The organism is uncultured Modestobacter sp. (assembly GCF_947486615.1).
Taxonomy (GTDB): Bacteria; Actinomycetota; Actinomycetes; order Mycobacteriales; family Geodermatophilaceae; genus Modestobacter.
Genome location: NZ_CANKUD010000008.1, coordinates 87,165 through 113,934, shown reverse-complemented (window position 1 = coordinate 113,934; position 26,770 = coordinate 87,165). Strand labels below are relative to the sequence as shown.

19 protein-coding genes are annotated in these 26,770 nt (G+C 71.4%); 3 read left to right on the top strand and 16 right to left on the bottom strand.

What is annotated here, in order from left to right; all coding sequences use genetic code 11:
- Positions 1 to 10 precede the first annotated feature (10 nt).
- Both Q1A09_RS15495 and Q1A09_RS15490 read right to left on the bottom strand, forming a co-directional pair.
- Positions 11 to 2,224: a hypothetical protein gene (locus Q1A09_RS15495; RefSeq protein ID WP_299956607.1), complete on the bottom strand. Its 2,214-nt coding sequence runs from the start codon at positions 2,222 to 2,224 to the stop codon at positions 11 to 13.
- A complete protein-coding gene (locus tag Q1A09_RS15490) occupies positions 2,221 to 2,811 on the bottom strand; it encodes a hypothetical protein (protein WP_299956604.1) in 591 nt (196 codons plus the stop codon). The genes Q1A09_RS15495 and Q1A09_RS15490 overlap by 4 nt, the downstream gene beginning before the upstream one ends.
- Before the next feature lie 568 nt (positions 2,812 to 3,379).
- On the opposite strand from Q1A09_RS15490, the gene mobF reads away from it, so the two are divergent.
- Entirely contained in the window at positions 3,380 to 8,872 is a 5,493-nt protein-coding gene (mobF, locus tag Q1A09_RS15485) for a MobF family relaxase (protein ID WP_299956936.1), read from the top strand.
- Positions 8,873 to 9,169: 297 nt separating this feature from the next.
- Here the strand turns inward: mobF and Q1A09_RS15480 are convergent, their stop codons facing one another.
- The 14 genes from Q1A09_RS15480 to Q1A09_RS15415 all read right to left on the bottom strand — a co-directional run bounded on the left by Q1A09_RS15480 (position 9,170) and on the right by Q1A09_RS15415 (position 24,084).
- Positions 9,170 to 10,627, bottom strand: coding sequence for a hypothetical protein (locus Q1A09_RS15480; protein WP_299956601.1), 1,458 nt, complete (start codon positions 10,625 to 10,627; stop codon positions 9,170 to 9,172).
- Positions 10,624 to 11,211: a hypothetical protein gene (locus Q1A09_RS15475; protein ID WP_299956598.1), complete on the bottom strand. Its 588-nt coding sequence runs from the start codon at positions 11,209 to 11,211 to the stop codon at positions 10,624 to 10,626. Before Q1A09_RS15475 ends, Q1A09_RS15480 begins: the two co-directional genes overlap by 4 nt.
- Before the next feature lie 145 nt (positions 11,212 to 11,356).
- On the bottom strand, positions 11,357 to 12,673 hold the full coding sequence (locus Q1A09_RS15470) for a hypothetical protein (RefSeq protein ID WP_299956595.1): 1,317 nt from the start codon (positions 12,671 to 12,673) through the stop codon (positions 11,357 to 11,359).
- 3 nt (positions 12,674 to 12,676) lie between these two features.
- Positions 12,677 to 12,973 (bottom strand): hypothetical protein, encoded by a 297-nt coding sequence (locus tag Q1A09_RS15465; RefSeq protein WP_299956592.1) that lies wholly within the window; start codon positions 12,971 to 12,973, stop codon positions 12,677 to 12,679.
- Positions 12,970 to 13,545 carry a hypothetical protein gene (locus Q1A09_RS15460; protein ID WP_299956589.1) on the bottom strand — a complete coding sequence of 192 codons (576 nt, stop codon included), beginning with the start codon at positions 13,543 to 13,545 and terminating at the stop codon, positions 12,970 to 12,972. The genes Q1A09_RS15465 and Q1A09_RS15460 overlap by 4 nt, the downstream gene beginning before the upstream one ends.
- Positions 13,545 to 14,102, bottom strand: coding sequence for a hypothetical protein (locus Q1A09_RS15455; RefSeq protein WP_299956586.1), 558 nt, complete (start codon positions 14,100 to 14,102; stop codon positions 13,545 to 13,547). The genes Q1A09_RS15460 and Q1A09_RS15455 overlap by 1 nt, the downstream gene beginning before the upstream one ends.
- Positions 14,099 to 16,009, bottom strand: coding sequence for a type IV secretory system conjugative DNA transfer family protein (locus tag Q1A09_RS15450; protein ID WP_299956581.1), 1,911 nt, complete (start codon positions 16,007 to 16,009; stop codon positions 14,099 to 14,101). The genes Q1A09_RS15455 and Q1A09_RS15450 overlap by 4 nt, the downstream gene beginning before the upstream one ends.
- A gap of 58 nt (positions 16,010 to 16,067) precedes the next feature.
- The gene (locus Q1A09_RS15445) at positions 16,068 to 17,156 is read right to left on the bottom strand and encodes a M23 family metallopeptidase (protein ID WP_299956579.1); all 1,089 of its coding nucleotides are present in this window, start codon (positions 17,154 to 17,156) and stop codon (positions 16,068 to 16,070) included.
- A gap of 77 nt (positions 17,157 to 17,233) precedes the next feature.
- Positions 17,234 to 18,742, bottom strand: coding sequence for an ATP-binding protein (locus tag Q1A09_RS15440; RefSeq protein WP_299956577.1), 1,509 nt, complete (start codon positions 18,740 to 18,742; stop codon positions 17,234 to 17,236).
- Positions 18,739 to 20,250 (bottom strand): SCO6880 family protein, encoded by a 1,512-nt coding sequence (locus tag Q1A09_RS15435; RefSeq protein ID WP_366139794.1) that lies wholly within the window; start codon positions 20,248 to 20,250, stop codon positions 18,739 to 18,741. The genes Q1A09_RS15440 and Q1A09_RS15435 overlap by 4 nt, the downstream gene beginning before the upstream one ends.
- On the bottom strand, positions 20,247 to 21,698 hold the full coding sequence (locus Q1A09_RS15430) for a hypothetical protein (RefSeq protein ID WP_299956574.1): 1,452 nt from the start codon (positions 21,696 to 21,698) through the stop codon (positions 20,247 to 20,249). Before Q1A09_RS15430 ends, Q1A09_RS15435 begins: the two co-directional genes overlap by 4 nt.
- A gap of 184 nt (positions 21,699 to 21,882) precedes the next feature.
- Positions 21,883 to 22,626 carry a hypothetical protein gene (locus tag Q1A09_RS15425; RefSeq protein WP_366139793.1) on the bottom strand — a complete coding sequence of 248 codons (744 nt, stop codon included), beginning with the start codon at positions 22,624 to 22,626 and terminating at the stop codon, positions 21,883 to 21,885.
- A gap of 62 nt (positions 22,627 to 22,688) precedes the next feature.
- Positions 22,689 to 23,042 (bottom strand): hypothetical protein, encoded by a 354-nt coding sequence (locus Q1A09_RS15420; protein WP_299956571.1) that lies wholly within the window; start codon positions 23,040 to 23,042, stop codon positions 22,689 to 22,691.
- Between the two features lie 25 nt (positions 23,043 to 23,067).
- Positions 23,068 to 24,084, bottom strand: a complete 1,017-nt coding sequence (locus Q1A09_RS15415; protein WP_299956569.1) for a hypothetical protein — start codon at positions 24,082 to 24,084, stop codon at positions 23,068 to 23,070.
- Positions 24,085 to 25,553: 1,469 nt separating this feature from the next.
- Here Q1A09_RS15415 and Q1A09_RS15410 point away from each other — a divergent pair.
- A complete protein-coding gene (locus tag Q1A09_RS15410) occupies positions 25,554 to 25,949 on the top strand; it encodes a helix-turn-helix transcriptional regulator (protein ID WP_299956566.1) in 396 nt (131 codons plus the stop codon).
- Positions 25,946 to 26,611, top strand: coding sequence for a cation diffusion facilitator family transporter (locus Q1A09_RS15405; protein WP_299956563.1), 666 nt, complete (start codon positions 25,946 to 25,948; stop codon positions 26,609 to 26,611). The genes Q1A09_RS15410 and Q1A09_RS15405 overlap by 4 nt, the downstream gene beginning before the upstream one ends.
- Positions 26,612 to 26,770 lie beyond the last annotated feature (159 nt).

Genomic DNA, 26,770 nt, shown 5'->3' with positions numbered 1-26,770 from the left:
AGGTTGGAAATCACCACACAAAGCTGTCGCCGTCGGCGATCAGCCGGTTCTCCTCGGGCAGCAGTTCCACGAGCGGGCCAGTGCTTCGGGTAGCGACAATGATCTGCATCGGCGCCTCTTCGGCTACCTCCAAGAGGGCCGAGACCATGGTGGCCAAGTCTCCGTCCGGCATCTCCTCGGCCGCTGGCGAGTCCAGAAGCAGAAACCCCGGGTGACGACCGATCTTCTCGGCGTACCCGTGCTTGATGAGCGCGATTACGGTGGCAATCTTCAACCGCAACTGCTCTCCCGCCGAGACCGCCCCGTACGTCGACGGGTCCCCGTTCTGCCTCAACGTCATGTTCGCGGCGCCATCTAGCCTGACGTTGCTCAAGCTGTCGGCCCCAAAGTTCACAACAAGGCGCTCGATCTCGGCCGAGATAGTTGCGAGCAGCGGATCCTGGTGGCCCTTCACCCAGTCGCTGAGAACCTTCTGGGCGGCGTCAGCGACTGCCAGCTGCACGGGGTCGACCGGGGCCGCGTCCACCGGCGCGACCGGCTCGGCGAGTGCGCCGGCGGCACCCTCGGCCCGAGCCAGCTCCAGCTCCAGCAGCCGACGCCCCTCCACCGCCTCCAACAGCGAAGTACCCAGGTCGGTCTCTTTTACGAGTTCGTCGTGGGTGGCCTGCAACTCGTTGATCTGCTCACGCAGACCCGCCATCACGCTCTCGACGTTGACGCGAGCCTGCTCAAGCGCGTCGATCTCGCTTGTCGGCGCGTCCCCCTCCTCGCTCATCTCGATTGCATCGGCTGTGGACTCGACCAAAACGCTGGCGACGCCGGCGCCGACTGAGGTTGCGACCACGACGTTCGCCTCAAGCGCCTCCAAGTTCAGGTCGCTGCTGCACACCGAGCACTGGTGCTCATCGGACTCAGCAGCACGCCGCTCTACGGTCACGTTGGCAGTGCACCGCGGGCAGACTGTCGGTTCCATTTGGTGGAAGAACTTCGTCAACAACGCGTGCTCGTGTTCAGTATGACGGCGCGCCTTCGCAGCCTTTAGCTGCTGCCGCACGGTGTCGGCCGCCACCGAACGTCTTAGAAGATCCATCTCGAGCGCGTGCATTTCGCGAGCCAGTTTGCTGATTTTGGTGTTTGCCTCGGAAATCTTCGCCGGGTCGGGGACGCCCTCGGGGAGTGCGGCCATTCTCGCCTTGACCCCCTCGACTGCCCGCAACGCCTCATCCCTGAAGGTCTCCACCGCCGCGGTCGCGGCCTTCGTCCGCTCCTGGGCGGCTTTCTTCTCTGCCTCCAACGTTCCAGAGATCGTCGCAGCGGTCGCCAGCACCGGCACCCAGTCCGTTCCGATGAACATCTGCATCAGCCGGACGCTGAGGGTCGCTTCCTTGCCGATGATCGATTTTAGGTATTTGGGCCGCACCCAAAGTGCGTTCACATACGACGCCCACTTGTGCGTCACCGGCTTCCCTGATTGCGAGACGGTAAATGTCTCCAAGCGAAGGCGGCTCAACATGACCGAACTCATTGCGTCCTCGAACGACCCGCCGTCGAATGAAGCGAGAACTGTTCCCGAGGTTCCATCATCTTTGACAATCGTCACCGTGCCGCTACTGACTTCGCCGTTGTCGGCATCGAAGGCCACCCGCAATGTCTCAGCGCCGACGCCCCAGTCGACCTCGACATGTTCGATCCACCGCTTCACCGCCACCGAGAACTCCGCACACCGGCCGGATAGCGACCACAGGAGCACGTTGACGATGCTGGACTTACCGCGCAGGTTGCTGCCCGACCCGACACCGTTCACCCCATCGATCGGCCGCCACGTGAAGTCGAACGGGACCAGAGCACGGAGAACCGGCTCCTCAGCCTCGTCGCCCTCCGCACCCTCCCTGTCCTCACCGCCGCCGGACGGCACCCCACCGGTCTCGGCGTTCGCTCGTACGGCTTTGGCGGGCTCGTCGAGAGCTAAGGACAGCTGCTCGTCGCCGGTGTCCATCGCCTCGAGGTCGCAACCCTCGGCATCTGGATGCGACGGGTCTAGGCGCTTCGTCCCCCGGAAGGAAATCCGAGCTACACGAAGGTGAACCGGCACACCCTTCGACGCCGACGTGGGGATCCCCAGGTCTTCAAGGACCCGGTCCACCTCCGCGGACGTCATCTCGAGCCGCCCCTCCTTCCGGCGACGCCCGAGGACCTTCACGATCTCGTCAGCAAGAGAGCTCACATGCCACCCCCAGATGTCTCCGCCGCGGGGAGAATATGACCATCAAGGCGTTTCCGCACGTGTTCGGCAATCGGCGCAATGTCCAGACCCAACTCCGTTCCGGCATAGGTCGCCTGCTCGTACTGGCGTTCCTTCAGCTTGCTTCCGACCGTGTCACCGGCGACTAGCGCCACGAGCTCGGCTTGATGCGTGTACCAGCCCAATACTGGATCACCTGCCAATTCCGCGACAGCGTCCGCGCCGGCAGAGGTCAAAAACAACTGGTTGCGGTGACTCTTTGTGCCGGGTTCCCCAGAACGCCGAAACGTGGCCAATCGGTACGTCTCCAATAGGGCCATCGCGTCATCGATCGCCTCGTACGCGCCGTAGAACCATCGCGGCATCGGGTAGTAATGCAGGTCCGGTTCGGGGTCCTCCAGCAGACGATGCGCGACCTGCAGGTACGAGTCCGACAGCTTGCCCTCCTCAACCTGTGAGATGAGTTCATCAGCCAAGTAGTCCGGGTTGCGCATCCAGAAGTCCATGGCCTGCAAGCGCACCTCGCTGCGTACAGCCTTCACTGCAACTGGCGGGTCGCCGTCGGTCACGTCCTCGCCCGTCCGGTCGAGGAGCACGAGGAGACGAACTGCATGCTGCGTCCGGGTATGTGAGGGACGCTCAACGCCGACGCCAGAACTGGCCGTCATCGTCCTCCTCCCTTGGCGCGGTCACGTGCGCCACTCGTCGGAACGAACCAGGACCGTAAACCTAGGCGACTCTTGCCGCGCATCGGCGCCTGTCGACTTCAAGTCGTGTCCCTGTTGTTCAACGGTGAGAGTCGCTCGCCTTGGCTCCTGGGCGAGTCAGTCGCATCGTTTGACAGTCCGTGGATCCCAAACCCGACCCAGCGGGAGAAGTCAAGATCACGAGCCGTCACACGTCTTGCATCTGGGGCAGCCCGTCCGTCGCAGTCTGCTTGCGGGTGACGGGCGGCCACGCCCAGGTGGGGCCTGAGGGTTCGCCGAGCGAAGCCCTGGTCGTCGTGGGCGGGGATCTGCGTCATGTCCACGTTCGCGCGATCGTCGAGGGGCCCTGGCCGCCCCTCTCCCACCATCGAGCTACTGGAGAAGTGCGGCAGCCGTAGTGGAGTCCGCCTTCCTACCGTCCGCGGCCGTGATGACGCTGCACAAGCTGACCGCCGGCGACGGCTACACGTACCTGACGCGGCAGGTGGCAGCGTTCGACGCGACGGAGCGGGGTCACGCCGGGCTGGGTGACTACTACTCCCAGCGCGGAGAGTCCCCGGGGAGGTGGACCGGCAACGGCCTGGCCGGGCTCAGCGAAGTGAGCGCCGGTCAGCCCGTCGCTGAAGAGCAGATGAAGGCGCTCTTCGGGGAAGGGCGGCATCCCGACGCGCGGCGGCTCGAGAAGGAGGCCCTGGCCCGGGGACAGACGCCGCAGGAGGCACGGGCGGCAGGAGCCCTGGGGCGGGCCTTCTACGTCTTCGCTCCTCAAGCCGACGGGTTCCGAACCCGCTGCGCGGAGGAGTTCGCCGCCTTCAACACTGCCCGCGGGGAGCCGGCCACAGCGCCGGTCCCGGACGACGAACGAGCGCGGATTCGCAGCGACCTCGGCCGGGCCATGTTCGCCGAGACCTACGGCCGCGCACCGCACGATGCCCGCGAGTTGTCGGGGTTCCTCGCCCGGGTCTCACGGCCGGCCACGACGGCGGTGGCCGGCTACGACCTCACGTTCTCCCCCGTCAAGTCGGTGTCGGCGTTGTGGGCGCTGGCGCCGCGGGAGGTGGCCGAGCAGGTCGAGGCCGCCCACGCCGACGCGGTCGCCGACGCCCTGGCCTGGCTGGAAGCCAACGCGAGTCTCACCCGGCTGGGCACCGACGGGGTGCGACAGGTGGAGACCACCGGGTTGATCGCCGCGGTGTTCACCCACCGCGACTCCCGCGCCGGAGACCCCGACCTGCACAGCCACGTGGCGGTGAGCAACAAGGTGCAGACCCGCGACGGGCACTGGCGGGCACTGGACGGGCGGGTGCTGCACAAGGCCGCCGTCGCCGCCTCCGAGCGCTACGACACCCGGCTGGAGGCCCACCTGGTCACTCGCCTGGGTGTCCGGTTCACCGATCGTCCCGGCCCCACCTCGGGACGGCGGACGGTGCGCGAGATCGTCGGCATGGAGGACGGACTCCTGACGGCTTGGTCGTCGCGGCGTCGGGACATCGACGCTCGCCGCGCAGTGCTGGCCGGCGACTTCCAGCGCGACCACGGCCGGCCGCCCACAGCGGTGGAGGCGATCGCGTTGGCGCAGCAGGCCACGCTGGAGACCCGCGGCCCCAAGCACGAGCCTCGCTCCCTCGCCGAGCAGCGGGCCACCTGGCGGCAGGAGGCCGCCGCCGTCCTCGGCGCCCCAGACCGCATCACCCGGATGCTCGGCCGCGTGCTGGGCGCTCACGCGTCCCCGCGCCCGGGGGTCACCGAGGTCTGGGTTCGGTTGGCCGCCGTCCGGGTGCTGGACACCGTCTCGGCAGCGCAGGCCACCTGGCAGGTCTGGCACGTGCGCGCCGAGGCCGAACGGGTGGTGCGAGGCGCCGCCCTGGCACCGGACGACGTGGACGCCGCGGTCACCCGAGTCACCGAGGGGGCGCTCTCCCCCGCTCTGTCCGTTCCGCTGGGTGAGTCGGATCCCGTGGTCGAGCCGGCGGAGCTGCGCCGCTCGGACGGGGCCAGCGTCTACACCGTCGCCGGGGCCCAGCTCTACACCAGCCAGGCGGTGCTGGACGCCGAGGCGCTACTCCTGGGAGCCGCCGGCCGCAGCGACGGACGACGTGCCGATCCCGCCACCGTGCAGCTGGCGTTGCTCGAAGCCACCGCCAACGGCGCCGAGCTCAATCCCGGCCAGGCTCAGCTGGTGCGCGAGCTGGCCGGCAGCGGCGCCCGGGTGCAACTGGCCCTCGCCCCGGCCGGAGCGGGCAAGACGACCGCGCTGGCGACCCTGGCACGCGCCTGGACCGCCGGAGGTGGGACGGTGCTCGGCCTGGCGCCGTCCGCCGTGGCCACCGCCGGGCTCCGCGAGTCCCTGAGAGCACCGTGCGACACGCTGGCCAAGCTCGTCTGGTGCCTCGACGCCGGGCAGGCGCCCGACTGGATGGCCGGCATCGGACCGACCACGCTCGTCGTCGTCGACGAGGCCGGCATGGCCGGCACCCGGGAACTGGGGCGCGCGGTCGAGCACGTCCTGGGGCGGGATGGATCGGTGCGGCTGGTCGGCGATCACCAGCAGCTGACCTCGGTCGCCGCCGGCGGCGTGCTGGCCGAGATCGCCGCCATCCACGGCGCAGTCACCCTCACCCAGCTGGTCCGCTTCACCGACCCGGCCGAGGCCGCGGCCACCGTCGCCGTCCGGGACGGCGACACCCTCGGGCTGGGCTTCTACCTCGACTCCGGCCGGGTGCACGTCGGGGACCTGTCCGCCTGCGCCGAGCAGGCCTACGCCGCCTGGGCGGCCGACTCCGCCCGCGGCATGGACGCACTGCTGCTGGCTGCCACCCGGGACGTGGTCACAAAGCTGAACCAGCGCGCGCGGGCCGACCGGCTGGCAGGCGCTGCCTCCTCCCCGGGTGCGGAGGTCGAGCTGGCCGACGGCACCCGCGCCGGGGCCGGGAACCGAGTCATCACCCGCGCCAACAACCGACGGCTGCCGATCACCGCCACCGAGTGGGTGAAGAACGGTGACCGCTTCACCGTCCAGGGCGTCGGCCGGGACGGCGCACTCGACGTCGTCCACACCGGCACCGGACGGCGGATCACCCTGCCGGCGGGCTACGTCGCCGAGCACGTGCAGCTCGGCTACGCGACCACGGTGCACGGCGCCCAGGGCGTCACCGCCGACGTCTGCCACACCGTGCTCGCTGGCGGCGAGTCCCGGCAGCTGCTCTACGTCGCGCTCTCCCGCGGCCGCGTCGCCAACCACCTGTATGTGGCCACCGTCGGCGACGGCGATCCGCACAGCATCGTGACCCCCGCCGCCGTGTTCCCGCCCACCGCCACCGACCTGCTGGCCGACATGCTGGCCCGCGACGGCGCCCAGACCTCCGCCGTCGGCGCCCGCCGGGCGCTTGCCAACCCGGCCGAGCAACTGCACTCCGCCGCCACCCGGTACGCCGACGCGCTGCGCGTCGCCGCCGACCACCGCCTGGATGCTGCGACTGCAGAAGAACTGGAGGACGCCGCCGAGCGCCTGCACCCGGGGCTGACCAGCGCGCCGGCGTGGCCGGCGCTGCGCGGACATCTAGCGCTGCTCGCACTCACCGGTGCCGACCCAGTCGTCGTCCTGAGGACGACGGTCGAAGCGCGGGAACTGGAGACGGCGAACGACCCCGCTGCCGTCCTCGACCACCGGCTGCCCGAGTTCGACCCCGTCGGCCCGCTGCCGTGGCTGCCCGGCATCCCGGCCGCCCTGGCCGACGATCCGCAGTGGGGTCCCTACCTCGCCGCCCGCGCGGATCACGTCACTACCTGCGCGGCACGAGTCGCCTCCGCCGTCATCGAGATGACCTCGGCCACTGCACCGGTCTGGGCTCAGCGCCTGCTGGACCCGGACCACGAGGCACTGCGGACCGATCTCGCCGTCTGGCGCGCAGCACTCGCCGTTCCCCACGGCGACCGGCGCCCCACCGGACCGCCTCGGCGGCCGGCTCCGGAACGCCGATCCCAGACGCGACTCGACGAGACGGTGACCGCCGCCGCTCCCGCCCGGGACAGCTCGGTGTGGGCAGCGCTGGCCGACGGCATCGACCCCCGCATCCGACGCGACGAGCACTGGCCGGTCCTCGCCGACCGGCTGGCCGCCGCCGACCGCGCCGGTCTCGATGCCGCCGGCATGCTCGCCGCCGTCGCCGCACAGCGTCCCCTGCCCGACGACCTGCCCGCCGCGGCCCTGTGGTGGCGGCTGTCGCCCCACGTCACTCCGGCCACCGTGCCCGCGCAGGGCTCGGCCGGGCCGCGCCCGGACTGGTGCGCCACCCTGCTGGGCCGGCTGCCCGTCGAACAGGCCGAACGCGTGCTGGCCGACCCCGCGTGGCCGGCGCTGGTCGCCGCGGTCGCCACCGGCATCCGCACCGGCTGGTCCCCCGCCGACCTGCTCACCGCCGCATTCGCCGGGCTGCCACCCGCGGTGACCGGCGACGTAACCGGACTGGCCGAAGCGCTGGTCTTCCGGGTCGCCGCCCTCACCGACCCAACTCCCGCGCAGCACCCCGAACCGCTGCCACACGATTTGCAGCCACCCGACGACGCCCACCTGCTGCCGCCCGCGCCTGTCCCGAGGACCGCCACCGACCCGGCGCACGGGCCGCCCGGCAACGAGGACGCACCGTTCGACCCCGACTACGACACCCCTCCCCCGGCGTCGCCGCCGCGGTACCTCACGCCGGACCCGTTCACCCTCACCGGCGTGGTCGAGGCCGCCGACGACGCGGACTACCTGCTCGAGCAGCACTTCTGGGCCACCGCCGTGGTCGGCCGCGATCGGCTCATCGAACTCAACACTCAGGCGGCCGCCTTCTTCACCGATCACTACGCCGACTCCTGGGCGCCGGGCTACCTGCACGACCGGCTGGGCACCGACCTCACCGCCGATCCTGGCTTCACCCCCGGCTACGCCCCCGCTGGCTGGACCACCCTCGTCGACCACCTGCGCGACCTCGGCGCCACCGAGACCGAACTGGTCGCCGCGGGCCTCGCCCAGCGCGCCCGCACCGGCGCGCTGATCGACCGGTTTCGTGACCGGCTCACCTTTCCCATTTGCGACCACGACGGCGCCGTCGTCGGCTTCATCGCCCGCCGCAACCCCACCGCGCGCGACGACGAACGCGCCGGACCCAAGTACCTCAACACTCCAGGCACCGACCTGTACCGCAAGGGCGAGCACCTGTTCGGGCTGCACGAGAACCGATCCACGCTCGCCGCTGGAGCCGCCCCGGCTCTCGTCGAGGGACCGCTGGACGCCATCGCCCTCACCCTGGCCGGCGCCGGGCAGGCGGTCGGCGTGGCCACCCTCGGCACCGCCCTCACGGACCGGCAAGCCGACCTCCTCGGCCGACACATCCGCGCCGACGGTCCGGGCATCCTCGTGGCCACCGACAACGACCTAGCCGGTCAGCAGGCCGCCGAGCGCATCTACTGGCAGCTCACCAGCCGTGGCGACGCCCCGCGCCGCCTCGCCTTACCCGAGGGCCTCGACCCCGCCGACCTCGTCCACCGTGACGGCGCCACCGGGCTCCGAACAGCCATCGACTCCTCACGCAGCCTCGCCGACATCCTGCTCGACGCCCGCGTCAATCCGGCCTTGCGCGAGAGGAGCGACTCGGACATCTATGCGGCACTGCGCGAGGCCGGCGCGATCATTGTCGCCCTGCCACCCAGCCTGTGGCTGGCGCACATTGATCGGGCCACCGAGGCACTTGGCGTGCCACCCGGCACCGTCCACCAGGCCGTGCTCGACACCGAATCGATCACCGCTGCGCCTCGCGGGATCACGACTGGTCCCCAACAGGCGCTCCGCATGACGCTGCCATCCGAGATTCATCACCGGACGGCTCATACGGAACAGCCGTCGCAAGGCACAGGACCTGACGTGCGCCACTTCCGGTAGGGAATCCTTCTACGGAATGCGCGTACCGTCCCAAAGAATGCAGGATGCAGCGACAGATGATGCGTGCCCTCACCGTGATTGTTCAGTCCTCGCTCCGACGTCTACACCCCCACAGAGATGTCGCTGGCGACACCTTGCCCTTCTGTACTGCACGGTGCTCGCTGTGTTGACGGTCGCCACGCCCAGGCCTTGAAGTGCCCTCGACTTGGGCATTCCGGCCGAGAAATCGAGCGAACACACGGGGCGTGCTGGCTCCAACGCAAGAGTCGAGAGTCCTCGCGACGACTACTCGTGTCTCTAGGAGTTCTCTGAGTGGCTGCCGCTCGGGTTGTCCTCAGGCTCCTCCGTCTCGTCTCCCGGCAACGGGGTGCCCGCGAGCAGCGCGGTCACGTCTGCTTCGTCGGTGGGATAGCGGTACGCCAGGATCCTGAGCGCAGCGTGCGTGAGTGTCGCCAGGTCGGTAGCAGGCTTCGCGTCGAGCATCATCTCCGTGAAATCAGCGGTGATCTCAGACCGTTCGTCACCGACGCCCGTCGCGACCGTCACGGAGGGCAGGTGGAACGAATCGTCTGCGGTTTCGATGAACGCGGCGATGCGCTGCTTCATATCTTGCGTCGATTCCTGCGCCCCGTACTGGCTTCTCGTCGTAACGCCACTTAGGTCCACTGCCGTCACGGTGTATGTCTGCAAGCTTGGCAGGAGGTCGTCCCAGCGCGCAGACGTCAGGCTGCGATTTGCGGTCTTCAACTTCTGGGCCTTATTGGCGAACGTCAGCCGCCAATTACCAACCTCGGCCGACAGGAGGTTGCCGGTTACGGACCATCGGGGCGTGCGGTCGAAGTCCTCGTCGTCGATCGCCTCGGACCGCGCGCTCATCAGTACGCGCTTGGCGCGCCACAGCCCGCTGGCCGCGGAGGCCAGCGGCGTCAGGTCGAGGCCGGCGAACTGGTTCCACATACGCTCGATCTCGGCTAGGTCGATCAACCGCGCCACGGCCACCCAGAAGTCACGATCGCGGGTCACGCCTTCGAGGCCGAGAAGGTAGGGCACCAGTTCACGAATCTCGGTCTCGCTAAGCCGACCCGACAGCAACAGCGCCTCGGGACTCGGCTCCTCTGCGAGGGCTTGTTCGACGATGCCGAACACGCGGTTGATGCGAAGCACCGCGTCCTCGGTGAAGACCGACGAGACGGTCTCGGAGAACGCGTCCAACTCCGCCTGCGTGATCTGCCGGTCACGAGGAAGGACGAGGTTCTCGACATCGGATCCGAGGATTGCGCCCTTCGCACTACGTACGATGCTGGACCTCACCAGCCCTAACACCGGGTCTGGAGTCGCCGTGGTCGGGGTCAGGTCGTCGAGTGCGGCCACCGTGGTGACCAGCACTCTGCTCTCACGGTGTTCTCTGGCACGGGCGCGGACTCGCTGGGTCTCCTCCTCCGGCTCCTCCGGGGCCAGCGAGAGGTAAAACGCCGTGAGGTCGGTCCGGTCGAAGTCCGTCAAGTCGCCGGATGCGCGGCCCGATCGCAACGAGTGCCGCAGGAAGACAGGCCGCTCGAATGCCTCCCGCCCGTTGCCCCACTGCATAATGAGATCGGGCACGTACGAGTGGTTGAAATAGCCGGTGATATCGGTCGTCGCAGTCGGGTCCAGGCTGCGCAATTCCTGCGCCACGACCTGATGCACCCGGCGCCCTGCCTCCTGAGCATCCGAAGTGTCCAGCGCGGCTGAGATCTGCTCCACGAAAGTGCTCATGCCCGGTACCCCTCTTTCCGCAGGTGGTACAACGCCAACCCCGCCTCATCCTTGGTCAGCCGGAGGTTCACCTGCCGCTGGTGCACCACCAGGACCCCAATCCGTTGTGCGACCTTGGATAACAGGTCATCGTCTATCACCGCTCCGTCGAGGAGGCTGGCGTACTCCTCAACGCATCCCCGCAGGTGAGTCACACTCACCAGCTCATTCCATTTCGTCTGGGAGAAGGGGTGGTACGTCACCCAGAGGAACTCTCGCTCGGCGTCACCTCCCATCGACTCGATCGTGTGCACCGTGTTGGCGTACGCGACGGCCAGGAACTCGCGGTAACCCTCCGCCTGACCACCGACAGTCGTGTACTTTTTGCACTCGACGCTCACCGGACGGGGCCGCTCGTAGGGCGCTCCCACCGTGTTCCCCTCCAGGTCGAGCGCCTTCTTGGTTCCGTCGGGACACTCACGGGTGCACATGGGCTCGCTGTCCCACACTGTGTACGAGAACGCGAACCGCGTCGTGGCCTCCAGCCACTCCTTGATTTCGTGCAAGCCCTCGTGCCCGATCCGATGTGCAGTTTCCTTCGCCACTCGATGCGCCTCCTGGCACCCGACCCTAGCGGCGGCGCACACCGGCGGCGCGCACAACGGTCAAGAGTCGCCCCGCGGCCTGTCCGCCGCGATGGGAGGTATCACCAGACAGGCGCCCCATTGCGCGCGCCCGCGCGAGGATCGGCTATCGGGACGGTGGGATTTGTCGCGACGCGCGGAGCAGCCGGATTCCCTGGCTGTCGCAGTCGACGGCGTGGGCGCGACTGAGCAGGCGCTCGGCATCGCCCGGCACCTGCGCTCTCCGCTCACGCCGGTCGGTTGAGGGCCGTTGCGCCACTGACTCCGTCCTGGAGGCGCGGTGCAGCGCGTCGGCCAGTCGCGATGAGAGGTCAGCGGCCCGACCAACGACCTGCCGAAGGCGGTGGAGGTCGGCGCCGCTGGCCCGCACGTGCCGTCCGGCGATCACCGCCTCGATCCGGTCCGCAGGCATGGCTTCCATGGCTGGCAGGTCCCGGGCGTTCGCGAACAGCTGGCCGGTGCGGGACCAGTGCTCGACCGCCATGGTGAGGCGGTCGGCGAGGACCGGCATGTGGCTCGCGACCTGCTGGACCGCAGCTGCCACGTCCGCGAGCGTCCTAGGGCCATGTGGCTCGCCAAAGCGCGTGGGCGCGCCGACCTCGTTGTGCAGGGCGCGGACGAGCGCCTGCGACGACGCGACGACGCCTCCGCCGTCGCCGGGCGCTCCTCGGCGTCCGTCGTGGAAGACCATGCTGGCGCAACCGGCAAGTTGCCAGCCGAGCCCGGCGACCAGCAGCGGTCCGGCGTCCCTTCCGGTCATGCCCGCGGCGACGGCGGCGTAGCGACTGGTGAGCTCGGCGGCGGCGACGGCGGCACGGAAGTCCCGCAGTGTCAGGTCGTCGGCTCGCTGTGCACGGTCGAGCGCAGCCAGGAGGCCAGCGGCGGCGTCCAGGACGGTCACCTCGGCCTCTCCGGACGGCGGGCCCGACAGGTGAACCAGACGCTCGAGCACCACGGAAGCGGCGGCGGCCGGCGGATCAGCCTGCGCGTCACGCTCGATGGTGGCGGCCCACTGGCGGACGACGTCCAGCTCGGGAGCTGCCGCCTCCGGCAGCAGACGGCGACCGAGCCGTGCGCAGTGGTCGGCTACCTCGGCCACTTCGACGGTGGCCGCCCAGCGGTGGGAGCGGCCCATGACGGCCCGGTCGCGGCCGATGAGGTCGGCGGCGGCACCGGCGAGGTCGGTGAGCGGCCCGCCGCTGTGCGGCCACAGCCGGCCGGCGGTCATGCAGGCGGCTGCCAGTGCGGAGGCGTTGCGCTGCCGGTAGCTGTCGCCGGGGGTGAGCCCGTCTTCGGCCAGTCCGGACAGCGCCCGGCCGAGGTGGGCCATTGCTCCGCTGACGTCCTCGATGGTCGCCGCCGCGGGGCGGGCGCCGGCTCGCTCGGTGAGGCCGTCGAGCAGCTGCCGCAGGGTGGTGACCACCGCTCAGCCCAGCCGTCGCAAGGCACGGCGGGCGGCGCGCGCGGCGTCGAGGACCGGTGTGCTGGCGAAGGTGCGCTCGTCCAGCAGGCCGAGTGCGCCCATCGCTGCGCGGATGCTGGCGGCGGGGTCGCCGTCGATCAGCGGGACCGGTTGGGTGCGTCCGCCGGCGAGCTCGAGGAGCTCTGCGGCGTAGAGGCACTCCAAGGCGATGTCGGCAGGTACCTGCTCCCGGTCGGCGCCGACGGCGTCGAGCAGGGAGGCGGCATAGCCGAGCGGGTCGCTGACCGTGTCGATGGTCATGGGGCACGTCCTTTCCTCACGGGGTTGGTTCTGTCGACGCTTGCGTCGCCGCGGTGGGCTGCGGGGGTGTTGCGGGACATCTGTGGAGGACCGACCGGGCTGTGTGCGTTGGAGGAGCGGTGACCGGTGGCAGCGCGCGTCGGAAGGGCGGCGGCGCAGTCGTCGAGCAGCCGCCAGTGCAGCTCACGGGCGGGGTGCCGGACGGGCAGTGGAGCGGCGGCAGCCAGCGCGGGCAGCCGGGCGGCCACGTCGTAGCCGGCCGTCGCGGCGCGGGCAAGCGCGGCTGCCGGCGGCAGCCAGTCCGGGCCTCGGACCAGGCGGGCGTCGATGCGGGCCACGAGCTGCCGCCAGGCCGGGTCGGTGGCTGCATCGTCGCGCTCGGGTTCGCTCTCCAGGTCGGTGGCGATCTGCAGGATGCGCGTGGCGATCGCGCGGCGGCCCTCGGCGGTCGCGGCGTCGCACCAGGCAGCCAGCAGGTCGGGGGTGTTCCGGACCATCCAGCCGCGGCTGATCCGCACGCCGGCGAGCAGCGACACCCATTCGCCGCGGCCGGACGGTGATCCGTTGCGCATCACTGGCCTCCTGCCGCTTCGGGAGTACGACCGGTCGTGGCGGCGCGCAGGTCGCCACCGAACAGCGCTTGCCGCGCTGCGGTCGCCTGCGGGCTGTTGTATTCGGCGGCCCAGGAGCGGGCGGGCCAATCGGTGTGCCGGCCGGGTGGGCAGCCGATGCCGAGCCGCTCGGCCAGGCGGGCGTGGAAGGCCGGCAGCGCGTATCGGTGCCACTCCTCCAGCGCGTGCGGAGCCGCCGCGTCGGCGGCGGTGGCGCGCAGGCAGGCCAGGACCGCGAGCTCGTGCACGAGGTGGGGATGGGCGGGCCAGCAGGAGGGGATGGCCTGCGTGGTCTGCCAGGCGTAGCTGTGGTTGAGCCAGGCGGCGACGTCGTCCAGCCACGGCCACAGCCGGGTGCGCAGATGAGCCGAGCAGGTCGCCGGCTCCCAGGGCCGGTCCAGCAGCCGCAGGCCGGCGGGCTCGAGGCCGGCGTCCTCGGCCTGCCGGAGCTGCTCGAAGGCCCGGCGGATCTCCCGCGGCGGCGGTGGGAACGGCAGGGCCACGTGGGAGACGGTCATCGCAGGCCCCGCTCGACCGGGGTGAGCCCTGCGCGAGCGGCCGCGGCGTGCGCGCGACCGGTGCGGTCGACCACGCTGGTGGTGTGTTCGCGGGCGGCGGCGACACGGTCGCGGGCCGAGGCCTGTGCGTCCAGCAGCTGCGCGCCGCGGCGTCCGGTGAGGCAGCGGGTCAGCCGGGCGATCAGCGGCGGGGCGTTCTCCGCGACCACGAGGGCCCGACCGGGCGGCAGCTGGCGGATCTCTTCCGGGCGCAGCACAGGCACGGTCTCGCCATGGGTGGATCGGGCCCATCCGGTGCCCCGGTAGCTGTAGGAGGTGCGCCGGACCCGGGTGCTGCCCAGCAGCTCGGAGAGTTCGCGGTAGAAGCCGCCGTCCTTGCCGCCGCCGAAGGCGACGAGCACGTTGGTGAGCCCGAACAGGGCGCGGGCCTCGTCCTCCCCGTAGATGAGTACCAGCTGCCGCCACGTCTGCGCGGCGTAGAGGAAGCTGACCCCGAGGGCCCGGTCGTTGGCCATCCGGGTGCGCAGGGTGGGCAGCGGCGCGGTGGAGGGCAGCTCGTCCAGGCAGGCCAGCAGCGGCGGGCACAGCCGCCCGGTCGGGGCGTCGCCTGCCAGTTGCAGGGCGGTGTCGAGGACGTGCTCGGCCAGGGCCGTCATCAGCGGGGCCGCCGAGGCGTAGGGATCCTCGCGGCCGAGCAGGTAGACGGTGCCGCCGGCGGCGAGCAGCGCGGCGATGTCGGTGGCCGGCCGGCCGGGCCCGGGAGTGCACCGTCGGCGGATGTCGGCCTGGAAAAACAGGGTCAGCGCCTGCTGCACCGTGGTGGCGGTGTTTCCGGCGGTGCGCGAGTCGCCGTGCAGAGCACCGTGCAGCAGCCCGTCCCAGAAGGGCGCGGCGTGCGGATGAGCGCGCAGGACGTCGGCCGGCTGGGTCGCCGCCTGGGGGTGGGCGGCCCACTCCAAGACGTCCTCGATGGTGCGGCCGGTCAGCGCGGCGGCGTGCAGGTAGCCCTGGAGCACCTTGGCGGCTTCGAAGGCGTAGAAGCGGGCCGCCGAGTCGGTGGTGCCGCCGGTGACCGCACCGGGAACGGTGCCGGCGGTGAAGGCCTTGGCGCGGCGTTCGGCCGTCATGGGGTCCACGCAGCCGGCGACGGGGTCCCACACCAGCTCCGGCAGTCCAGGAACCGCACCGAAGGGGTCGAGCACGGCGACCGGGCGGTCGCCGGCGGCCCGGGCGTCGAGGGTGAGCAGCAGGTCCTCGGCCTTCGTCAGGGTGACCAGCGCCGCGCCGGGCGCGTCGAGCAGGGCAGGGGCGAGCAGGTCGAGGGTCTTGCCGGACCCCTGCGGGCCGTAGACGCCGGTCGTGCGGTCGAAAGGCACCCACAACTGCCCGGCGGCGGGCACGGTGGCGTCCCCCAGCCGCCATCCCACGTCCGTGTTCGCCACGCGGCGAGGCCTGCACCGGCGAGCCGGGGGCAGATCAGGGCGGACGACGGGTCCGACCCGGCGCAGCCGACCGCTGCCGAGCACGTCGGCGACCTGGCTGCGGGTGGCCATGCCCGACCGCCCGGTCAGCCATCGGTGCCCGGCCCAGGCCGCTCCCCCGCTGGCGGCCAAAAAGAGTGCGAGGCACCCGGCGATGACGGCGTACACAGCCGCGGGCGGCGGCAGCGTCGCCATCTGTGCGGCGTCCAGTCCGGCGGTGGGATCGGCGGTGAGCAAGCCGGCGACGGAGGTGACCAGGGCGGCCGACTCGTGCGGCCACACCCAGCCGCCGCCGACCAGCAGTGCCGCGGCCGCGCGGCCGGTCGGCAGCAGCAGCGCGGCGGCCGTCACCCACACCAGGGCGGCGGCGAGCGGGATCTCCCAGCTGGCGGGGCCGACGTCGGGCCGCGACCGGCCAACGTTCATCGCTGACCGCCTGCGTTCGCGTGGTGCATGACTTCTCCCTTGTGAGGGTCCGGGCGGCTCATGCGCCATCGGAGGCGTGCAGGTCGACGCCGCGGTCGGCCAGCCACGGGACCGGGTCGACCGGCGCGCCGTCCTGGCGGACCTCGAAGTGCAGGTGGACAGCGGTGCTGTTGCCGGTGGACCCCTGAAAACCGAGCAGCGCCCCGGCGCTGACGCGCTGGCCAGCGGTCACGGTGAAGGCCGACAGGTGCGCGTAGCGGGTAGCCAACCCACCGCCGTGGTCAAGTTCGACGAGGTTGCCGTAGCCGGCCAGGCTCAGGCTGCCGTCACGGTCGCAGTAGTCGCTGGTGCATTCGGCTCGAAGCACGGTGCCGTCGGCGGCGGCGTAGACGGGCGTGTTGTGGGGGCCGGCGATGTCCACGCCGGCGTGCAGCGTTCCCCAGCGGGACCCGTAGCCGGAGGTGACCGTGCCGGCGGTGGGCCGGATCCACGACCCGGCGGCCACCGGCAGCCCCGGGCAGACCGCGGGCGCTGGGCCGGAGGGGGCGGCCGCTGCGGCCAGGGCGGTGGGCCACAGCATGGCGGTCAGCTCCCGGGCCAGCGGCATCCAGCGGGCGTAGGCGCCGCCGGCGGCGGAGACCTGCACGGCCTGGGCCGCCTGCGTGAGCGGGATGGTCTGCCAGTCCGGCACCTCGACCAGCCGGGCGTAGAATTCCTCGGCGGCGTAGACGGGGTCCATCAGCTCGGCGAGGGTGCCCCAGCCGGCGAGCCAGCGCTGCTGGAAGGTGTTGACGCTGTCGTGGTCGGAGCCGATCCCGTCGTGCGGGTGTTGCAGGCTGGTGGCGGTCACCGCTGCCTGCTCGGCGGTGAGTTCGGGGCTGCTGCCGTCATTGGCCAGCATCCGGATACGGGACTCCTGGTAGGCGGTGGCCAGCGCCACCGTGGCCGCGTACGGGTCCAGCCCTCGTGCCGCAGCGACGGTCGCGATGGTCTGCGCGTGGCCCATCTGGACGGCGTCCAGCTCGATGCCGGTGACGGTGGCGGCGGTGCCGCCGATCGAGCAGGCCGACGAAGCGGTCGGCGTCGACGCCGCTCGAGCACCCATGACCGCGAGCGGGATCAGCAGCAGCGTGAGCCCCGCGAACACCGGAAGAGCGCAAGGAGAGGCGGCCCGCCACAGCCCCGCACGTGCGTACGAATCCGCCACGCGCGCCGTCGTCCCGCTCACGTCGGGCCTCCGGCGGCGAGCGCCTCGTTGGTGTAGGTCAGGCGGAGCTCGGGTTCGGTGAGGACGGTCTGCACCTTGAACGCCCGGTCCCCCACCAGCCACAGGGCGCGTCCCTTGCCGGCGATCGCCCAGCCGGTGACCACCCGCTGGGCGATCGGGGTCAGTCCGAGCATGCTGCCGAGCTCGTCGGCGACGGCCTGGTCCTGGCCGTGCAGCACCTTGACGTCGCACAGGTGCAGCAGGTCGCGGGCGATGGCGACCGCCTGGGACGTGGCGTCGCCGGCGGTGAGCATGTCCGACGGTTTGTGTGCCAGCAGGATCTGCACGTCGGCGTCGCGGCGGCTCAGCCGCAGGTTCGCATCCAGGCTCTTCATCGCCTCGGCACCCAGACGCATCTGCCGCCACGTCTCGTCGCGGACGACGATGCGCAGGTCACCCGGGTCGGCGACCTCTCGCATCGCCTGCCCCCAGGAGTTCAGGCAGGTCAACGCGATGCCGACGGCCTGGTCACCGAGCGGCTCGAGCCGGGACAGCGACAGGGATTGGATGGGCGCCCGCCAGTCGACGGCGATGGACGTGTGGTCATCGAACAGCCCGGCCAGCGACCCCTTCACGAGAGAGCCGAGGGCATCGCGCAGGGTGCGGGTGGCGTCGAGGAAGTGCCGCCGGTCGGCGTACCGGCAGCAGGCGACGAGCTCGTCGGTGGGCTCGTCCAGGGCCCGCCACAACTGCGGGATCGTGCCCTCGGTCAGCCGGGTGGCTCCGGTTCGGTAGCCGGTGAGCTGCCGAAGCGCCTCCCCGACCGCGGTCTCCTCCACCGGACCGAACGGCACGCCCTGGGAGCCGACCAGGCCACGGATCAGCACGATCCACCGGGCGAACATGATCGCCTCACGGCGGCGGGCCTCGGCGGCGTCCAGCCGGTCCCAGTTGCGCCCCAGCGGACCGAAGGCCAGCGGGTTGACCCGGGCGGACAGGCCATGGCCGATGACGAACGGCTCCACGCCCAGCGCGCGGCACAGTGGCTCGTACTCGTCCTTGGTGTCGCCCAGGATCAACGTGCGGTAGCCGTAGGCGAGCATGCGCAGCGCCAGGGCCTTGACCGTCGCCGACTTTCCTCTGCCGGGTTTGCCGAAGACGACGATGTTCGGGTTGGTGACCGGGATGTCGTCGTCGGTGACCCAGCCGACCGGATCGCAGTAGAACGCCCCGCCGGACAGCAGGTCGAGTCCCATCTGCGCTCCGGTGGGCGGCAGACCGGAGGTGGCGATCAGCGGCCACACCACCGGCGTCTGCTCCGAGGTCATCCGCCACACCGACAGCGGCGCAGTCGTCACCGCCCGGCCCCGGCCGGGGCCGCGTGGCCCGCGAGCGGGCACCAGCGTGGAAAACGGCCCGCGCTCGCGTCCCGGCGTCTCGAGCGCGGGGACAGCGGGCAGTCGGTGGCCGAAGTCGTCGAGCAGGACGGCGATGTCCCGTCCGCGGTGCGCAGCACGGCGCGTCATCGCCGGCCCCTGCGGTCGGGCAGCCCGACGCCGAGTGGGATGGCGGCGGCGGCGAAGGCGGAGTCCTGTGCCAGGTCCAACCGCAGCGGAACGTATCCGGCGGCGCGGATCGAGGCGTCCAGCCGGCGGCCGTGCTCGGCCACCGGCCAGCTCTGCGGCACGGTGACGCAGGCCGCGACGGCCGGGCGGACCAGCGCCCGCCCGGCAGCCAGCTTCTCGTCCGCGACGCCGATCCGCTCGGTGTCCCGGCGTTGCCGGGCCCGCTGCCGGAAGCCCATGCGGGCGCGCAGCTCGTTGCCGGTGGTGGCGCTCATCTCCTCTCGGCCCACCAGCCGGGTAGCTCGGTCCAGCGGCAGCGGAGCGAGGAACACCGTCACGCAGCGCCGCTCCCCCGCCGTCGTCGGCACCAGCACCGGGGCAAGCGCCCCGAGCACCGCCCCGGAGTCGGGCAGCAGGATCGTGTCGGTGACCGACGCCCACGCGTCGTGCACGTAGTGCCGCATCTCGGCCCGGGCCGAGGTGGGTCCGGCGGCGGCCATCGGCACCCCGGTCACCAGTCGGGTGCCGTTGGCGGCGGCCAGGTCGGCGGCAATCAGCTGGCCGCGGTCGCCAGGAGCGAAGCCGGTGCGCACCGCGGAAGCGAGTGCCGCAGAGTCCAGCCAGGTGACCGAGGTGCAGCCGACCGGGCCGCGCAACGCGCTCTCGACCTCGGCCATCACGCCGTGCAGCACCCGGGCGCGGCCGTCCAACCCTCCGCCGCTCTCCTTCGCCGCCCGGCCGATCCGACCTTCGCCGACCACGACGGTCACGAAGGCCTCGGTGCGGACCGCAGCCGGAGTGAGGGTGGCGCCCAGCAGCGCGTTCACCCGGGTGGCCAGTGGCGCGGCGTCGGCACGGGTGTGGGCCCGCTCCCAGGCAGCGCGCTCAGCACCGTCGTCGGGCACGGTGCGCACCTGCAGGGCCAGGACGTCGACCAGTTCGGTGCGCGCTGCGATCTCGCACAACTCGGCCAGGCCGGCGCCCATGCGGTCCCGCTCGCCCGGCTCGGCCATTCCGATGCCGGGATGGGCGATCCGCGCTACGGCCGCCCAGGTGCGGGCCGCGGAGTTCTGCACGATCACCGGGCGGGTGAACAGCTGCCCGTACGGCGGTCCGTCGTGGGTCCGGATGCCGGCGAGCACGCCGGGCAGATCCGCCTCGGCCAGCTTGTCCGCCGTCCCGGCGGCGGCTCGTGATCCGAACGTCCGCCAGCCCATGACTCCTCCGATCGCGTAGAGACAGAGATCGCCGATCCAGCGGCCGGCTGCCCGGCCCCGGATGGGAACCAGGAGGACCACCGCCAGCAGCGCCCACACCGGCAGCCACAGGACGAGCAGTCCCCATGCCTGGGCGTTGAGGGCCAGCAGCGCCGGGACGCCGGCGAGGGTGACCAGGGCCAGTTGGGTGCCGGTCATGCCGAGGAACCAGCCCGAGACGTCCTTGGCGTAGTCGCCGTACCGGGCGCTCACCGCGCACCGCCGTCGCCGGTGCCGCCGTCGGGGCGCTGGGTTCTCGGAGCCGGAGCATCGGCCTCATCCGGTTCGGTGGACCCGGTGCTGCTGGTGTGCTGCGCGGGCCAGGCCACGCCGACCGGGCCGTCGTCACCAGCGGTCGCCTGACGCGAGCCCTGGCTTCCACCGCCGGGCGCCCGGACCCCGTCTTCCCGACGGCTCGGGCCTCCGACCAGGGCCGGACGACCGAGCCGCAACCCGGACCCGTGGCTGCCCGTTCCGCTTCGGCTGGGCGAGGGCTGCCCGTAGTGGTGGACCGAGTGCCCGACGCCGGCACCGGACAGCACGTCGGCGGCCGAGGCGGCCACCCCGGTGGCGAGCCGACCGGCGGAGGAGGTGCCGGTGGCCAGCGCACGCAGCGCGCCGGCGAAGCGCCCACTGGTCGCCGCATCCGCGGTCGACTCACCCTGCGCGCGATCACCGGCCAGCTGGGCCGCGGCCCCCGAAGCGGCCACCCCACCCGACGCCGCAGCCGCTGCTGCCCCCGCGGCGCGACCCCGTCCGCCGCCGACGTTGCCCAGTGCACTCATCACCCCGCCCGAGGCGGTCAGCGACGACCGCAGGCCGGCCCCACTGGACGTGCCGGGGTCGACGAAGGCCAGTAGCCGGAACAGCACCAACGGGCAGATCGCACCGAGCAGGACCAGCAGGCAGCCGATGACCGCCATCCCCACCGCGGACTCGGTGCTCGTCCCTTCCGCCCCGGTGACGATCCCCTCGGTGATGGTCACCCCGACCCCGAGGACGAGGACGGCGACCGGGGCGACCAGCAGGGCGGCGAGGAACCAGCGCAGGCTGCGCCAGAACCACGTGCTCGAGGTCTGCGCCATCAGGCCCCCGGCTGAGATCGCCGAGGTCGCCGCCAGCACGATCAGCGCCGCTTCGCGGACGAGCATCAGCAGCAGGTAGCCCACGCTGGCCGGCACCAGCAGGAAGATCGAGCTGACCCCCAGCACGGTGGCGACCGTCCCGTCGACGAGGTCGCGGCCCACGCTGATCGAGGGGTCGAAGGCGGCCATGGTGTCGATGTCGAGCAGGCTGCGCAGGAGGCCGGTGGTCAACCCGGACACACCGGTGACCAGCAGAGCCGCCACCCCGACGTAGCCGACCCACACCAGGCCGAACTGGACCAGCCCGATCAGCAGCCGCCCCAGCGTCTCACCGTCCCGGCGCACCAGCGCCGCACCCAGTTGCACCAGCGCCATCAGCGCGGCCACGGTCGCGCCGATGCCAAAGGTCACCGGATAGATCCCGGCCAGCGGGCCGCCGGCGGACAGGTCCGGGGTGGTGAGGGCGTCGATCACCGAGAACGCCAGGCCGAGCAGCCAGAGCCCGGCCTCCCAGAGCGACAGCATGGCGCTGGTCCACACGTCGGCGGCCACCGCGCCGGCTGCCTCGCCGATCACACAGAACGGGTTGATCGGCAGACACGACGAGCTCTCCTCGGCCGATGACGGATCTGCCGGAAAGGCCCAGACCACCGGGCCGGCCGACGCCGGACCCGCGGTCGCCAACCACACCGGCGCCAGCAGCAGCACGAGGACCAACGCCCGCGGGCACAGCCACCGGATGCCTCGGCGAGGCTGCGGCCTAGCCATGGCGAAGGTCCCGCCACCCGGCTTCGATCGCGGCGTCGGTACCCGGCCAGACCGACGGAGCCTGCGCCGGCTCCTCCCCCGCACCGATCACCCACCGGCCCCGGTTCCACTGCATGCGCTGGCAGTCGGCGATAGCGATCCGCGACGTCTGCTCCACGGTGACGGTGAACTCGAAGTTGACGCACACCACCGCGAACTCCGACCCCACCGTGCCCTTGATCAGACCCATGACGGGGCGGACGACGATGGCCACCTGCGGCGAACCGGCACCGGACAGACCAGCCGCAGACAGCAGAGCGGCCATGCCGTCCACCCCGGACCAGGTCTCGGGGGTCGGGCCGCCCGGCGCTGCCCAGTCGGCGATGACCCGTCGCACGCCGTCCATCGAGCCGGTCTGCATCGCGGTCACGTCGATGGCCGCCAGCTGCGCCACCGCGCCTTCGGGTGTGCGGGAGAAGCCGCTGGGCACCCCGCCCGGGCCGGCACCGGTGGCGCGGGGCAGCTGGATCACGCCCGCGATCTGGTCGGACAGCGGTCCGGGCAGCGCGACGTCCGGATCGGCAGTCGTCATCGGCGCAGCGGCCAGCGCATCCTGCCGCGACGTGGCCGTGGTAGGGGCCGGCGGTCGAGGCGCGTCGGTCGTGCCGGGTTCGCCGTCGACGAACCTGCCGACGACCGCAATCACCAGGCCGGCCAACACCGCCAGCGCCACCACGGCGCTGGACACGATCAGCACGAGCAGGCGACCCGGACCCCACTCCGGGGCACCGCTTCCGCGAGCTTCTGGACGGCGGCGCATCAGGTGCACCCGCTGCCGGTGATCGAATCGAGGATCACCAGGATGACCGTGTAGATGATCGCCACCATCACGACCACCGCGACGCCCATCGCCCCGTAACGGGAGGCGTGCGGGTGGGAGAAGATGCGGCCCACCAGGATCGACCCCAGCGACGCCACGGCGCTGATCCCGATCAGGGCCAGCACTCCCCACTTCACCCAGCCGGTCACCTGGTTGGCGAAGGTCTCCATCCCCGGCGGCGCCTGAGGGCAGACCGCGGCGGCCAGGTCCACCGACGCGGCCTCGGCAGGCCACGCCGTCAGGGCGACCAGGCCAGCGCCAGGAGGGCGACGGTTGATGCGCCTCGAACCCACGCACGGTCCGTGCAGCGCCGATTGATCACCTCGAGACACCTGCGGCCTTGCGCCGGGTCTGCGCCTCCGGAGCCCGATGCCGCGGTTGCGGCTGCGACGGCGGCGGCACGGCCGGCATCAACAGCGCGGCCAGCGACCGGCCGGCGGCGGCCACCGCCTTGGGCAGCCGATCGCTTGTCAGGCCCGACGTCGCGAGTCGCCGGTCCCATGGCACCCGCACCACGCGGCCACGCGATCGCAGCTCAACCAGCCGCGGTCCACAACTGGCCTGGACCGCCCGCGGCCATCGGGCGGGTCCCACCGCGGCCACCACCGCCTCGCCGCCGACGGCGGCCAGCACGTGCTCCGTCTGCCCCATCGCTGGAACCGTCACCCGCGTGACGACGAGGAGCATCGAGCCGCGAGCGAGCGGACCGGGCGACGCCAGCAGCTCGGTGGCCACAGCCCAGCCCGCATCGACCACCGCCAGCCGCGCTGTGTCCGCTACCTCCGGTAGCGGCGGGCGCGCTCTGTCACTCGGATGCTGAGCGAGGCGGAAGACATCCAGCCGACCGCGGCGACCACGCCGCCACCCCGCGTTGTCCGTGCCCAGCTCGATGGTGGAGGCCGCAGCCAGCCCCGACCGCAGCGGTTCGGCGTAGTCGACCAGCTGCACCCGCTGGCTCTGCGCCAGTCCCTCGGCAACGGCCAGCGCAACCGCAGAGGTCCCGGCTCCGGCGTGGCCCGGCAGAACGATCACGACGGGAGCGAGGACATCGGCGGTTGCCCAGAGTGGGAGGTCGACAGCCGACCGGCACCGCTCAGAGATGGTTCGCGCGTTCGACGCCTCATCAGCGCGGTCGCCGTCGTGACCGTCAAGTCGGTCGAAGACTCCACCACGGATGGCGATGACGGCCGCACGCATGGCCGGCACCGTCATCGGCCACGGACCGTGTCGGGTCAGGGAGGCGGAGCTCGTCTTCGTCGCCGCGGAGACGTGGTCACGACGGTCCGTCGGATTGTGTCTCGACTGCGACGAACTCGACGGGGCTTCGGTCTGCATGCGCCGACCCTGCGACGCTGACCTCCGGTACTTCTCCGGTGCAGTACTGCAGAACTGCACACGCCTCCGCGAAGAGGGACAGGCGCGGAGACAGAAGGCCCCGTGGAACTACCGGAGACTTACTCAAGACCCCCGGCGGACCATCTGACGCGTACACCCAGCGGCCAAGAACTCGGCGTGGATGTCAGCACCAGAGACCAGATGTCACCTGCTCGTGCAGCAGTCCCACCCGTTCCTTCGGCTGGCCGCCGCGTGGTTGGTGAGCCACCCGAAGAAAACCGCGATCGCCTACCGGCGCGACCTACAGGCGTGGGCGACCTGGTGCACCGGCTTAGACGTGCACCCACTGACCGTCGAACGTCACCACGTAGACCTCTGGGTCCGACACCTCACCAGCACCCCGCAGCCGACCAGCCTCGGCCGCGACCGTCGCGCGCAAACTCTCTGCCCTGTCCGGCTTCTTCGACTTCGGGGTCCACGACGCCCAGGTCCTCACCCACTTCCCCGTCGCATATGTCCGACGCCCCCGGGTCTCGGACGAGTCGGCCGCGGTCGGGCTCACCGCCGACGAGTTGCGCCGGCTGCTGGCGGCCGCGGCCGTACACTCACCTCGCTCAGCCCTGGGGACGCTGCTGACCTTCTGCGGGCTGCGGATCTCCGAGGCCCTCGGCGCTGACGTCCGCGACTTCGGCCACGACCACCGCGTACTGCGGGTGACCCGCAAGGGGCGGCAAGACCGCCCGGGTGCCCCTGGCTCAGCCGGTGGTGCGCGCGCTCGAGCGAGTAATCGGCGACCGAACGACCGGCCCGATCCTCCTCAGCTCCGACGGCGCCGGCCGCTACGCCTACCGCCGGGCCCACGAGCAGCTGGCCCGCTGTGCCGGGCTGCCGGACTCCCGACCGGTGTGGTGCCCAGGGCTGACTGCACTGGACACCACGGCGGTCCAGTCAGTTGCTGCACGGCACCGCGGAGTGGCCAGGACGACGCGCGAGGAGATCGATGTGATGAGCCGCGACCTCATGCGCAGGCACGCCCTCGGGCTGCTGGGTCTGGTACCGCGAGCGGGCTCGTTGCCTGCTCGGGCTCACCGGGCACCGCCGGGACGTCGAAGGAGGACTCGGGCGAGTTCGACTTCACGGGCGCCACGCCCCTTGGCCAGGCCATCCCCCAAGCCGAGCGATTGACGGCCCCGCTTTCTACGGGCAGCTGCTGGATGAGGCACCGTTCGATTCCTCGGCGCTGGCCGGCGACCTCGCCGTGGTCAACTTCTGGGGGTCCTGATGCGCGCCCTGCCGGCTGGAGAGGCCGGACTCCCAAGCCGTCTACAGCGACATCAAAGACGAGGGCGTGCAGTTCCTCGGCGTCGACGTCAAGGACCAGAGACAGCTGGCCCAAGGCTTCGTGGACTCAATCGGCGTGGACTGGACCCACCGAACTGACAAGGTCGGAGGGCCGCTAGCATCGCTGTATGACGATTACATCGCCCCGGGCTGAGGCCCGGGAGGATTGCCGGATCGGGGCGGTCGGCCTGTCGCCGGCTGCGTCGCTGTTCCACAGCCTGGCTGATCCGGCGCGCCTGGCGATCCTGCGCCATTTGAGCCTGGGTGAGCACCGCGTGGTCGAGCTGACCGGGCACCTGGGCCTGGCCCAGTCCACCGTGTCCAAGCACTTGGCCTGCTTGCGTGACTGCGGCCTCGTCGACTCCCGCCCGCAGGGGCGGGCGTCGATGTTCTCCCTCACCACCCGCGACGAGCTCCTGGAGCTTTTCTCCGCCGCCGAGCGGCTGCTGGCGCTCACCGGCGATGCCGCAGACCTCTGCCCGACCTACGGGGCGGACAGCCGCAAGGAGGTCGCGTCCCGATGAGCGAGACCACCGCGCTGACGGCGGCGGAGACCGAGCGGCTCACCAAGCGTGGGCTGCGCCTGACGCAGTTCACCGTCGTCTACAACGTGGCCGAGGGCGCCATCGCCATCACCGTGGGCATCCTCGCCGGCCTGGTCTCCCTCATCGGCTTCGGCCTGGACTCCGGCATCGAATCGGCATCCGCGGTCCTCGTGGGCCTGCGCCTGGCGGCGCGACTGCGCAATGGAGAGGCCGACGAGGCCAAGGAACGCCGGGCTCTCAAGGCCGTGGCGATCACCTTCTTCGTCCTCGCCGCCTACGTGATCGTCGAGGGCATCCGCAGCCTGCTCGGCGACGAGGAACCCGACACCTCCATCGTTGGCCTGGTGCTGCTGGCCGCCTCGGTTGTCGTCATGCCGCTGCTGGCCCGCGCGAAGCGCCGTGTCGGCCTGGCATTGGGTGGCGACCCGCTGATCCTGGCCGACGCGGCAGAGACCAGGATCTGCGTCCTGCTCAGCATCTCCACCCTCATCAGCCTCGGTCTCTACGCCCTCGTCGGCTGGACGTGGCTGGACCCCGTCGCCGGCTTCGTCATCGCCGTCTTCGCCATCAGCGAGGGCCGGGAGGCCTGGGAGGGCGAACTCGTCGAGGACGATGACGAGGACGATGACGATGACGACTGACTCGGCAGCAGTGGCGATGAGCTCAGCCGCAGACGTTCCTGCACAGCAAGCCTGGGCTGTTGCTGCGACACCCCCTCCTGCTGGCCGCTCCGACAGCCTGACCCGCCGCACATTCCTCCGTCAGGTCACCGACGCCGGCGCGTGGGGTTGCCTCCGGTG

What these genes read in the sequence shown, in the direction of transcription:
- Q1A09_RS15455 (WP_299956586.1), bottom strand. Translation starts at nt 14,102, where the DNA reads ATGACCGTCTCCCACGTGGCCCTGCCGTTCCCACCGCCGCCGCGGGAG.
- Q1A09_RS15410 (WP_299956566.1), top strand. Translation starts at nt 25,554, where the DNA reads ATGACGATTACATCGCCCCGGGCTGAGGCCCGGGAGGATTGCCGGATC.
- Q1A09_RS15450 (WP_299956581.1), bottom strand. Translation starts at nt 16,009, where the DNA reads ATGAACGTTGGCCGGTCGCGGCCCGACGTCGGCCCCGCCAGCTGGGAG.
- Q1A09_RS15465 (WP_299956592.1), bottom strand. Translation starts at nt 12,973, where the DNA reads ATGACCATCGACACGGTCAGCGACCCGCTCGGCTATGCCGCCTCCCTG.
- Q1A09_RS15415 (WP_299956569.1), bottom strand. Translation starts at nt 24,084, where the DNA reads ATGCAGACCGAAGCCCCGTCGAGTTCGTCGCAGTCGAGACACAATCCG.
- mobF (WP_299956936.1), top strand. Translation starts at nt 3,380, where the DNA reads ATGACGCTGCACAAGCTGACCGCCGGCGACGGCTACACGTACCTGACG.
- Q1A09_RS15480 (WP_299956601.1), bottom strand. Translation starts at nt 10,627, where the DNA reads ATGAGCACTTTCGTGGAGCAGATCTCAGCCGCGCTGGACACTTCGGAT.
- Q1A09_RS15460 (WP_299956589.1), bottom strand. Translation starts at nt 13,545, where the DNA reads ATGCGCAACGGATCACCGTCCGGCCGCGGCGAATGGGTGTCGCTGCTC.
- Q1A09_RS15405 (WP_299956563.1), top strand. Translation starts at nt 25,946, where the DNA reads ATGAGCGAGACCACCGCGCTGACGGCGGCGGAGACCGAGCGGCTCACC.
- Q1A09_RS15440 (WP_299956577.1), bottom strand. Translation starts at nt 18,742, where the DNA reads ATGACGCGCCGTGCTGCGCACCGCGGACGGGACATCGCCGTCCTGCTC.